9 protein-coding genes are annotated in these 12,042 nt (G+C 46.1%); 5 read left to right on the top strand and 4 right to left on the bottom strand.

The annotated features are described in order from the left end of the window. Positions 1-597: 597 nt before the first annotated feature. From NDA01_RS23770 to NDA01_RS23755, 4 genes are all read left to right on the top strand, one after another. Positions 598-1,008, top strand: a complete 411-nt coding sequence (locus tag NDA01_RS23770; protein ID WP_348229940.1) for a hypothetical protein — start codon at positions 598-600, stop codon at positions 1,006-1,008. An 88-nt stretch (positions 1,009-1,096) separates the two neighbouring features. Next, complete coding sequence (locus NDA01_RS23765) at positions 1,097-2,980, top strand: protelomerase family protein (RefSeq protein WP_348229939.1); 1,884 nt, start codon at positions 1,097-1,099, stop codon at positions 2,978-2,980. 458 nt (positions 2,981-3,438) lie between these two features. Beyond that, positions 3,439-3,588 (top strand): hypothetical protein, encoded by a 150-nt coding sequence (locus NDA01_RS23760; RefSeq protein WP_348229938.1) that lies wholly within the window; start codon positions 3,439-3,441, stop codon positions 3,586-3,588. A gap of 254 nt (positions 3,589-3,842) precedes the next feature. Then, a protein-coding gene (locus NDA01_RS23755; RefSeq protein WP_348229941.1) for an IS630 family transposase occupies positions 3,843-4,726 on the top strand; the annotation gives its coding sequence in 2 pieces (ribosomal slippage) (positions 3,843-4,169 and positions 4,172-4,726; 882 coding nt in all). Between the two features lie 138 nt (positions 4,727-4,864). On the opposite strand, the gene NDA01_RS23750 is transcribed toward NDA01_RS23755, so the two are convergent. From NDA01_RS23750 to NDA01_RS23740, 3 genes are read right to left on the bottom strand one after another with little or no spacing between them, the layout of a single operon-like run. Beyond that, positions 4,865-6,778, bottom strand: a complete 1,914-nt coding sequence (locus NDA01_RS23750; protein ID WP_348229937.1) for a CHAT domain-containing protein — start codon at positions 6,776-6,778, stop codon at positions 4,865-4,867. A 28-nt stretch (positions 6,779-6,806) separates the two neighbouring features. Next, on the bottom strand, positions 6,807-8,036 hold the full coding sequence (locus NDA01_RS23745; RefSeq protein WP_348229936.1) for a DUF1822 family protein: 1,230 nt from the start codon (positions 8,034-8,036) through the stop codon (positions 6,807-6,809). Positions 8,037-8,051: 15 nt separating this feature from the next. After that, on the bottom strand, positions 8,052-9,530 hold the full coding sequence (locus tag NDA01_RS23740; RefSeq protein WP_348229935.1) for a hypothetical protein: 1,479 nt from the start codon (positions 9,528-9,530) through the stop codon (positions 8,052-8,054). A gap of 429 nt (positions 9,531-9,959) precedes the next feature. Between NDA01_RS23740 and NDA01_RS23735 the strand changes: the two genes are divergently transcribed. Continuing rightward, complete coding sequence (locus NDA01_RS23735; protein WP_348229934.1) at positions 9,960-10,574, top strand: DUF6973 domain-containing protein; 615 nt, start codon at positions 9,960-9,962, stop codon at positions 10,572-10,574. 1,107 nt (positions 10,575-11,681) lie between these two features. Here the strand turns inward: NDA01_RS23735 and NDA01_RS23725 are convergent. Then, positions 11,682-12,005, bottom strand: a complete 324-nt coding sequence (locus NDA01_RS23725; protein ID WP_431193507.1) for a transposase — start codon at positions 12,003-12,005, stop codon at positions 11,682-11,684. Positions 12,006-12,042: the final 37 nt, after the last annotated feature.

The following is a 12,042-nucleotide window of genomic DNA, read 5'->3' as shown; positions in this document are numbered from 1 at the left end:
GAAGCGAAGCAGTTCTGAACTGCTTCGCTTCCCACCCTACTAGCGATCGCTTCCTATAAGCAATTCAAATATTACCCAATCCATTTGAATATGTTATGAATTGGATTGGATTGCTTCTTGGGGTGAGGGCGATCGCACCTTTGTAGAATCCTTGTAATTGCCTCTGTGTATGGGTTTCAGCCTTTTTAGCTATTGGTTGACATAGGCCGATCGCCCTTTTATTCCAATCCGATTCATTAGATATCCATATCAAATTATGAAAATATCCAATCTAATTATCCATATTCATTTGAATTTGTTATGGATTAGCTTATCCAATTCGTTCTAAAAGATATAGATATAAGCAATCCAAATCAATTGAGTTGGCTATGGATTTGTGTTGGTGAGGTTAGTTAAAGTGTTGCAGGGTTAGGTTTACAGCAATTAACTTATTTAGTCCGATCGCCCATCTGACCGCCTAACTTATTGGTTTGAGTTGCATAAACTATGGATTGCATATTGATTTCGAATATGGATTGAAGTAGAATGAATATGTAATCTAAAAAGGTAGCTGCTTCAACTATTGAATTGGATAGTCTACCAATGAGAGGTAGTTCCATGCTATCAAGGCCCACACTCTCTAAATCTGCTGTGAGTTTCTCTCCTTTTGTCTCTTTATTAGTTGCTTTGGGTGAGCTGGCGATCGCTAATCTCAGCCTCTTCTATTGTTCTGAAAACCAGCCTAGAAACCAGCACTTGACTCTTAAACAGGCGATCGCAAACTCTACAAGCTTCTATCCTTTTCCTGGGCAGCTACCCACTACTAAGCGGACGATCGCGAGCGTCAATCTCTTCCCTCTTTCCACTAAGCAGCCATCAACTGCTAAGCGGACGATCGCTGACCTGATGCTCTTCTGTCTCCCTACTAGCCCACAGTTAGGCCTTGAGCAGGCGATCGCGGCTGTGCTAGGGCAAGGTTATCTCTTTAGGTTCCAGGCTCTTTGTGCTCCTGGTGGACGAGTCTTCTGACATCACTTCTGACCGCTCTTTGGGAAATGGTGTCTGTCTCCTTTTCTAGCCCATTCAACTAATAAGCAATGCAATCTGGAGAACGGATATGGGTAAACGTGCTTGGCTCTCTAACTTGATTGACAATGACTATCTCCCGGCGATCGCTCTGCTATCTGATTCTCCTCGGGGCAGGGCTAAGGCTCAACAACTCGCTGCTCGCATGCGCCAAGAGTGGTCCGATCGCGGGGCTGAAACACTCAACCAACAGCAGAGTTTGATGGACCAAACTCGTAGGGCGATTAAAGACCACCTAGGAGAGGAACATTTCTCGCTCGACTATATCAAGTTCTCGACTGAGGAATACACTCAACTCAATGATGAGAAGCAGCGATCGGTCTCAGAACGCAATGAAGATGTGAAGCCCTTGCACAATCCTGATGGCATTGTAGCGACCGCTGTTCGCTTGCTAGAGTCGCCGGAGTGGTCAGAGGTGGCTGCGGCTTTGGCGGTACTAACGGGCAGGCGATCGAGTGAGTTACTTTCGACGGCGAAGTTTGAACCGAAGACGCGCTGGAGTGTGGTCTTTACCGGGGCGCTTAAACGTGGGGGAGAAACGCAAACGCTCAGTTTTGAGATTCCCACGCTCACGACCTCGGAGAAGGTGTGCAAGGCGTTAGCCAAGATTAGACGCGAGTTGCCGGAGACGCAGGAGCTACCCGCCAAAGAGGTCAATGCTCGCTTTGGTCCCGCTGTTGCGGCGGCGTGCGATCGCCACTTCTCGGACCTTGTCCCTCCCAGAGCTGGAGGCAACCTCTACACCCACTTGTTCCGCGCGGTCTACGCCACGATCGCTACCTTTTGGTACTGTCCTCCCAAAGTAGACCCAGTGGAGTTTAGAGCCGCCATTCAAGGCCATTATGCCGTGCTCGATGAACACAACCCAGAACTCAGGCGATCGCTCGCTGCCTCTCGTCACTACGCGGATTTTGAGATTGCGGACTCGATCATTGCTCAGTACGCAGGTAAGCGTAAGGGCATTAAGTTGGGCTTGGGTGGAATTCAACCCATTGCTCCGTTTCAGGATAGGGTGGATGACACTCCAACCAGAGAACGCCAGCGTCAGCAGCGCACGAGCTTGCGTATCTGGAAAGACGACCAACCCGCGATCGCTCAGATCCTTGAGCACTTTGACGGCAAACTCCAACCCGATAAAATGTCCGCTTGGGTCGCTTGGTCTCTTCAACAGTTGGCCGCGACAGCGACAGCGGCTGGGTTAGAAGAAGCGATGGTTGGTGAGGCAACTGAGGTGGAACTAAGCGAGGCGATCGCGATAGCAGGGACAGAAGAGAGCACCGATGAGGATGAAACAGAAATGGCCCAGGCGATCGAGACTGCACTAGAGCCTTTAAAGGAAAGTGAAGTTAGTCAACCAATCCAATCTGCTGAATCCATAAACAATTTGTCTTTGGAGCAGCCAACAGCAGATGGATTGGAATCTAAACTCGACAAGCTCATTGATGTTATGGCTCAGTTCGTTCAGTTTCAACTCCAGGCTCAAACACCACAGACTCAGCAGGCAACGGAGCAAAACGCGATCGCTCAATCAAATTCAGGGCCAAGGGCCACAGCACCAGAGATGGAGGCAATATCTCAACCCGCGATCGCTATCCAGGATAGGGATACTGCAGAGAGAGAAGCTGAGGCAAGCAAACCTCGTAGATACAAAACTGGCGAAGCTGATGCGATCGCTAACCAAGCCATTGATGCCATCATGGCTCACAACAACCTCCCCAACCAGCTCCATGACCTCAAGTGGGCCATCACCATTAACGGATTGAAGAACTTCAGCACCAACCAAAGGGTCATTGAACGCATTATGCAGGAACGCAAAGCCGAGATTGATGCTCATCACCAACTTCACCAACTCCTCCCAGGCCACAACCACCGTCACAAAAGAAAACGCAAAATTGGTGACGTGGTGAGGCTTTGAGTGAGAAGTAATGTAACAGGGGAACGAGGTTTGAGGTTTGGAATCTTCTGGAGGCCGATGGCGATCGTGGACTGGAGGTAGCCACAACCCGGAAAGGAAGAGGGGTGAGAAGCGCTCGCCATCAGCCTCCCTAAAGCTAGGAGAGGCGACATTTATCGTGGAACACCTCGGCTATAAAATCTCGACACTCAGAGTGGCACGCTCATCACTTGCCATACTACATCGCTCGAATTTACGCTGTGTAAGCATTTCAGTCCCTAAAACTACACGACAGATAGCGTAGGATCAGCGACAGATAGCGCCGAACGCGACACCATCGCTTCGGTTTCGTTTGCGGGGAACATCCCAGATGCCACAGCTAGCGCAATTATTGCTGATGCGTTGACAAATACTCTAGAATCCCCCGACCTACTTACGTCTCATCGCTAAAGATCCCCAGCGGAGATGTTGGAGGTTTTATGGGTAGTGAGGAAGTGCTTCACGAGTCTACTGTAGGGTTGTCTACGGCTGAGTTCAGCGCTGTCGTGAGCGCGGCTCCTCCACATCAATCAAATTTCTGGGAACCCAATTCACGCATTACCCCTGGAGTGTTTGCCACTGAGCAGTAAGCAACCAGAATTCATTGCAGTGATCGCGATCGCTCCAATGAAATCATCATCTTGAAACAGCACAGTTGACAATCCCAACACTTGCAATCCCTCCTGCTCCCCTATCTTCCTTGTCTCCCTAATGTTAAGCGACAGGAGGAGAGAGAAAGAGGGCGATCGCTCAATCTCAAATCATGCAAGCTCTTTGACTTTTATAGCCCTACGTAGCTGCATTAGGACGCTATTCTAGAGGGAGAGAAGCGTTGGGAACAACTATGCCTGCCCCTTACAGCTATGACCTGCGGCAAAAAGCGATTGAAGCTTTTCAGAGTGGAGAAGGCAAAAGTGATGTCTGTCGGATGTTTAATATCAGTCGCAACACCCTAGACCTGTGGCTGAAGCGGCGAGAGGAAACTGGGGATTATCAAGCCATTACCCATTTCCAGCAGGGCTGTCGGCATAAAATCACGGACTGGAAACGCTTTGAGGAGTTTGTCCGCAAGCATGGAGGCAAGACCCAACGCGAAATGGCCCAGTTGTGGGGAGATAATGTGACGCAGCAGAACATCAGTGATGCGCTGAGGAAGCTGGAGTTGAGCCGCAAAAAAAGACGTACGGCTACCGAGAACGCGACGAACTCAAGCGTCGGGAGTTTGCGGAGCGATTGAAGCGCAAGCGACCCCATCAGATTGTCTATGTCGATGAAGCAGGCATCGATAATCGGCTCGATTATCCCTATGGTTATTGCAAAGTGGGAGAACGCTTCTACGCCCTCAAGTCGGGCAAGCGAACCGAGCGAGTCAGTTGGATTGCTGCCTTGAAAGCAGGATACTTGTTTGCCCCTATGACCTTTGAAGGGTCTTGCAACCGAGGCTTGTTTGAGATGTGGTTAGAGGAGTGCTTAGTGCCGCAACTGCAACCCGGGGATGTGGTTGTGCTGGACAATGCTAGCTTTCATCATTCCCAGAGCATTGAGGAAGTTGTGGCAGCAGCAGGCTGTGAGCTTTGGTATCTGCCACCTTATTCTCCAGACTTGAACCCGATTGAGCATTGGTGGTTTGTGCTCAAGAATTGGATGCGACAGCGATGGGATGAGTTTGCCAACTTTCGTGATTGTGTAGATGCTGCCTTCAAGCAATGTCTTAAGGTGTACTCGTAAGGCTATATTCTATTTATGAAGACAGATGCGACAATGCATAATGGCAATGCATAGCTGCCTCGGCGATGCCCATTTTTAGTGATTTGAGTGGAATGACATTGAGGACATTTCATACTCTCCATTATGCCAAACTCAGCATTACTCTTTTAGCAACGCCACTCTCCATCTTGTACCTGTAAACCCTGGGTTTGGATACGAGACTAATTTAACTTTTCCTTCTCCTGTTTCACCATCTAACCAGGTTGAACCAGGAACATGACCTTGGTTTTCCAACGCTATAACTCCATCACTAATTATATGAATTTTCCATTTTGTACCTGTATGTGGATGTTTTGTGTTAGGAGCTAAATTAACAGCCTTGGCATATGTTAAACCATTTAACCATGTTGAACCAGGAATTTTACCCTGATTTTCTAGCGCTATAACTCCATCATTAATTACATGGACTTTCCATTTTGTGCCTGTAGACTGCCCATCTATCAAAGCGGTTAATGCTACAGGTACATTTCCTGCTCTGCCATCTAAAATTTTTGAACCAGGAAGATGTCCCAGACATTCTAATGAAATAACATTACCATTTTGCAGAAGTGAGGAAGTTCTGGTAATACCAGCACGAATCGAACTTAATGTTGCTTCTTCTGCTAAAAGATCCATCTGAGACTTTTGTTCATAAGGCTCAGCATCTCGGCCAAGGACTTCTTGATAGATACTGTTAATCTTATTCTTAGCTTCTTCGCTGTTAGCGGTTTGGCTTCGGATTTCACTCAGCGTCCTACCTTTTGTTAAGTCATTGACGTGCCCAGCTATGACGGCAGGTTTAGCATCTCGACCAAGAACTTCTTGATAAATAAGATCAACTTGTTCCTTAGCTTCTTTGCTGTTAGGTTCAGTCCCAGAGAGAATCAAAATAGGCAGTAGGAAAACGATTGCTTGTTGAAGCAGGGGCAACCAACATTGGCGGATGGATCTAGCGTGCAGCCCTTGCCAAGTCAGTGGCTCTTTAGTCGGATTCTGGCAAATCACTGGTAGCCAGCTAGCACAAGGAAATTGATTTTCCAAACCTTGCAATCTTTCCCGTGCTTCCCGTACCGCTAGATACAAAGACTTACCAGAGGCAAAGACTTTTAGAAAATGCCGCAAAAACTCCTGTGCTACAAAATCAGGCACAGGCTTTCGCATAACGATGATTTGTGGAATATTCAAATCAGCTAGTTCTTGTGCTAACCCCAAGCCATCACAGGAATTGAAAATTGCCAGTTGTAAACCTCTAGAAATTGCTTTTCTCAAAGCATTTCTTAAATCTCTAAGCGATAAGCTATCGTCTTGATTGATATAGATTTGACCTGTACTGCCGTCTGCTTGACTAGAACTGTGCCCAGCAAAGAAAAGAATGTCCCATTGTTGCTCCCAAAGGGAATCATTTAAAGGCTTAAGTTCAGGCTGTGTGAGAAACCTTATTTCTGCGCCTGGTAATTCCTTTTGTAAGATAGCTCTATCTTGCTCTACATTAATGCCTGTACTATCGCCCAGAATTGCCAAGATTTTTACTTTATTAGTAGGATTTGGGAGTGGTGGCGGTTGGTACTTTGGCGCACTCAAAGCAATTTCCGCCTTTGTGTAGTGTTCAGAAAATAAATCCCACAAATGCCAAGGCAGTTGCCGTAGTTGTATGTCTTCAGTTTGAATGATGAACTGAATTTCATCAGTTTCGCTCAAAGAACGCTGAAATTGATCGCGAATTTTTTGCCACTCTCTAGAGTCTGAATTGAGCCAGTTGTTTAAGGCATCTGCTAACTGCGAACCTAATGAAGCTATCTCACGGCAGGAAAAGTTAGTCACTTGACCTGGGTTTGGTCTGATGCGATAGGTAGACTGCCACTGGTCGTAAGCTGCTTGCCAACTATTGAATACTCGTAAAATGTTAAGTGCAGGAGGCAATCTACCTAAGGTTTCAGTCTCATGAAGAGTGCTACCCTCCCTAATACGTAGAATGGCTGGAAATCCTTGCTCAAAGCTGCCCTTAATCAGTGTGAGGATGACCCGCTTCCTCATTGCTGCCTCCCAGTGAGCAGTGATGCAATCAAATCACAAAATTTTCGGCGACGCTAACACCTTCTAATGTTACTTTAATGCTAAAGTTTTCTCCCAGTTCACCGCTAAACTCCAGCTGTATCCAGTTATCATCACTTCTCGCACTCGCCTCTAATTCTGGGGAAGTAGCGCCAAATGGATCACATGCGGTTAATTGCAGGCCTGGTGGTAGATAAGTTTGACTGTCAGTAGGACAAACCCGCACGCGAATGTTTACTTCTTTATCCAATGCAGGTGTAATCGCCACAATTAGAACTACTCGCTGATCTCCCAGCCGTAGTCCCATGTCGATCAGTTTACCTGCGCTCACACTACTGCCTGAATGAGGAGCTTCGATTTTGCGAAACTGCTCAATACTTCTAGCAATAGCAAGATTGAGGCTTTCTGTTGAGAGTAGTGTTTCTAGAGTCTGCCAACCCGCTTCAAAGGTCTTCTGTAGCCAGCGGCTTAAGTTCACCTGCTGCTTGCTGGATGCAATTGCCGAAATCATACATCGTCGGTTGTATAGCGCTTGCCTCCATTCATCTAATGCCAACAGCGATCCCCAATTCTCAAACGGAACTTCCAGTCGGGGAGAATAGGAAGTTTTCTGGCTCAGTTGCTTTAACAACCTTTCTGCTTGTGCTGGTGACAAAGTCGGCAGAGGCTTAACCACTGCCTTGCGATCGCAACCGAGTTCCCGTGCTACCCACATCACATTCACGTCTTCAATCAACTCTTCTCGCTCAAGTGAGTAAGTGCGCCTAATCCTGTTATATTGTCCCGCCTGCTTCAACTTCTTATGGGTAGCGTATCCCCAAATACGCAACCAACAGTCATCAGGATTTACTTGTACTGCCAAGTAATAATCTGCTACCCAACTGGGAATATCTACCCATTCAGCTTGTACTTCAAACTCGTTGATGTCGATCCCCTCGTGAGGAATCAGTACAATTCGGGTTTCTCCTAGCTGAATCGCTGTGCCATTCACCATCTCCCAGATACTGGATAAATCATCTCGGCTGGGCCACACCTCAGGCTGGTCTGATACAAACGATTCTGCTTTGAGCCAAGCTAAAAAGGCATCCAGAGCCAAGCAGTTTTTGAATGCAGTCCAGCGAGCTACGTCATAAGAATATTCCTGTTGTGATAATTCTGTTTGCTCAAGTTGAAGAGGTGAAAGTTCTAGCCATACTTGGTCTGGATAAAGGGTTGTGAGTGCTGATAGAATGTCTGACATTTTTACTCCTCCACGCTAAACGAAATCAGGATCGGGGAAATTAGCAATCAATCTTTGTACAAGGATTACAATTTTGTCAGTGAGTGGATTCAGTAAATCTGGGAGAATATTTAAGCGGTTTTGAATCCATTCCCTAATAGCTATTGCTAATTCTTCTCTGCCAGTTACAACTTTGTTACTTACTTCCAATTCACAAAGTTGTAACTGGCGGGCGATCTCTGAAACATCCGTCTGCCTAAAATAATGTAGGTGCAGTATCTTTCGGTGTTGGTCATCAAGCTGCTGCCATGCAGTCCGAAACACTGACTGAAAAATTAAATTTTCATAATACTTTTTCAGATACTCTTGCAGTGCGATGTGCATCTCATTGAGACTTTCTGAGTCAGGAATAACACTTAGCTTTTCTTGCGCCCATTGAGCCACTTGCCTCAGCAATTGCTGCGTTGCTTGATTGTAGCGGTTACGAACTGTCGTGTAATAAATGTCAAAGATAGGAGCAATTGAGCGATAGTCTAAGTCAAAACCGTGCCTCAATAGCAGGCAGTTATCAGTGTTTGGGTCTATCCGTGTTAGTAATTCTGTCAAAATAGCTGTTAGGGCAAAAGTAGGCTCCTGAATTTCAATTTGCTCCCACTGAGATTCAGATGCAGCATCGGGAATGGTCTCAGATAAGACAGGAGAATCTTCTTTCCCTCCTGTAGGGGCGTCGAGGGAGATAAGGTGTTTCGTTTGATACGTTCTTAACGCCTGAATGCATTCATGGAGCCAAGTTTCAATCTTCGCTTGATTAGCCTTGCCCAGAGCAGCTACTTGAGGAGACTGTACCAACTTGTTATACAGATTTGCCATTGTATCCAATTGTTCATCTGTCGGTGCTGGAAGGGAGCTGCTACCAGTTGCTCGTTGGGGCGCGTAAATTTCCTTGAAACTGTCCCAGGTTAATAAGTAGCAGTCAAGCTGCGGTTGCTTATACCCTTGATTTTGCAAAGCTTCTTGTAGATATGTTCGAGTACCATACCTCAATAACCCCCAGTCCGAACGCCTCTTCTCCATTCCTAAATTGCGAACAATTTCATCATTGATTTTCCCTTTAATTTTTCTATAGGCATAGTTTTCTAAGGCAAGCTGAGAGTTAAAGTTGCTAAAAAAAATGTCTGGAGTGCTAGAGAACGACCAAGCTATCTGCCAGATATCATGCTGGTTGTATCTAAGTTGAGTATGTTGCTGAAAATTGCTCACCTTTCTATAAACTTCATTGGCTGCGCGATAGCCGAGTTTTTCCAAGTAAGTAGACATATGTCTAAGGGCCAGTGGGTCTGAGTCAAAAGTGTTCAGAAACAATCGCGCCCAATATTCTGCATCAGCGTTCTTATCTGACTGACACAGAGTTCTAATATTTGTTTCTAATTCACGGTCAGATACCCAATAGACGCCCGGACGCCCATTACTGTCTTTGAGTCTGGGATGTGTGGAAAACTTCCAGATAATTGTCATGCACCCCTCTCCTCTGAATTTCCAAGAGTTGCGCTGAACCGTCAACTCATCCTCTTGTTATATCGGTTCAATGCGTGAGGTTTGTTGCGGACTTTTGGATAGTTTACATAAATCTTGTTGGTGGCGATCGCCAATTCATTACTAGGATACGAGTCTGATTCAGAACTCAACCAGTTCCTAGTCATGACTATGGCTTCTTCCCATGTTGCGATCAGCTGTTACTAATGACTTAGATATAAAGAATTGCAACTAAGAAATGCACAAGTTCTAGGAGTCTACCTGATACCCAGATAGAAGTTCGCGAGTTGGTAACGTTGTAAAATTTTTGCTCTGCTTCCTTTAAAGCCTGCTTTGGCTTTTACAACTCAAGTCTTCTATAACCCAGTATAAAAAACTTTTCAGCTAGTTAACTGAAGGAGAAAATTGGTAATGGAGAATAAACTTCTTAAATTATTAATTGTGGGAGTGTCACTTTTTCCCTTCACAACTCCAGTTGAAGCACAAACGAGCGGCTACTCGTTTGTACGTTATCCAAATAGCCAACATATATTTGCGGTAAAAGGAAATAACAAGCAACATAGACCCCAAAATCTTAGAGAACGAGCCAGAGAAGCGCTTAAAAACGCGAATCCAGCAGAGCAGTGGGCGATAAAAATTTATGGTCCAGCAGCGGCTCAGGTTATTGATATTGCCCGTAAGCAGGCAAATGAAGAAACAATAAAGCGTTACGGAGCTGACATTGACGATACACGCAACAATGCCTTTAAGCATTGTTACTGGAGCGGTTTAGCAACTTCTGTCATCGGTCCACTACATACGAAGGCGTTTACAGATGCTCACGAGGCATACGTGGGCGAACCTGGGAATTGGCGGAGGCAGGGACCGTCACGTCACAAGGCAATGGACCTCTACAACAATCAAGTTGGTAGAAGCATAGGCCAATACATTAGCTTTCACCGTTGGCGAGGTTGGGGTAGAGAGGAAATTGCCAACGTCTGCCAAAGATTTGAACAGCAAGATAGGCTTCGAGTCCTGATACGCTAGCAAATTTACAGATATGCTCTATGACCGGAATACAGATTTGACCCAATGTTCAACTATTTCCTGGTCATAGCTATAGCTTTTTCCTTGTGCTGCAAGCAGCTGCTAATAATGACTTTAATGTAACAAATTGTAACTAAAAATGAACAAGTCCTTAGAGTCTACCTGATACCCAGATAGAAGCTCACAAGTTCATCAAAGGAGATTGCAGAACTTATGAATATACGTACTAGTAACAAGGTAACAGAACACAATAAAGAGCTTAAACATAAAATTACCTCCGCGATCTTCGCAGCGGTTGCTATAGCTGCAGGCGGGCTTACCCTAGCAAACCCTGCACCAGTGCTTGCCAAGCATAGAAACGTTGGAGATGGTGAATGCTCTTGGTTCCCTGACCGAGTACCTGGGATTTATGACTTTCATGAAGCATGTACTAATCATGATGCTTGCGACGAAAGAGCTGGTAGCGACAAGCTAGCTTGGGATCGTTGTGACAGGCAGCTCCGCCAGGATGCCCTATCATGGTGCAAAAACTACAACCCGACGAAACGGTGTAGGAGTGCTGCAAACACAATGTATTGGGGGCTGAGAGGATTCGTTAATGGCACCGGAATCCACAGAGATTAAATATTTGAACCCACAATACCCCCGGATATAGCAATCCTAAGAGAGTCATGAAAATGCACCATACATAAAGATCTTCGAAAAATTAAAGGTCTGACGATGGGTGACGAACTCAAATAACCACTTTACCGTTGAGAACGAATGACACAGGTGATAGAACTCTCGAATCCATCGCTTTGCCTGTAACCAAACGTCCTCCACTGGGTTTTGCCGAGGGTCATTGGGAGCAAACCGAATGCAGGTAATTTTCCATTCGGACCAGCTAAGCCCTGATTGACTGAGGCTAGATAGTCGTCCCTGAAAAACCCCATAATTTTTTAGGCACTCAGACACCAAGCAGCATGGTAGAAGGGGTTCAGCCGTCAATTTCGCGCGGGGCAAGCAAGCGCATCACGGAAAAATGCGGCTTTGAGGTTCTCTGGAAACTCTTGTTTTCTCTAGATTTTGCAAGGAGGTGAGCGTTTTCTTGCAATTTCACAATGTATTTTAGAGGCTGAAAGCCTTGATTCTAAAGGATAGATGAGGTTTTTCAGGGGCAACTAGATAGTCCTTGAGCACTTGAGAACGGTGATAACTCGCCCCATCCCAAATCAAGGCAATGCGCGACTGGGGATGCTCAGCCAGGAGCATTTGCAAGAAGGCAATCGTGGCCTCGGAATTCGCTCGCTCAAAAGCTTTCACAACAAACTCTTGGCTCAAGATATTCAGCGCTCCATAGTACGTCTGCTTCTGGCGTTCGTTAGTCATTGGCACTTCGATGCGTTCGTTGGTTTTGCCCCAAACGTAGCCGCAGAGGTCGCCCCAAAGCAGAGTGTGCCCACGAGATACGCAACCAGTGCAAAGAGAA

This window comes from Trichocoleus desertorum AS-A10, from assembly GCF_039962155.1.
Taxonomy (GTDB): domain Bacteria; phylum Cyanobacteriota; class Cyanobacteriia; order FACHB-46; family FACHB-46; genus Trichocoleus.
This window is presented reverse-complemented; position numbering and strand designations above follow the sequence as displayed.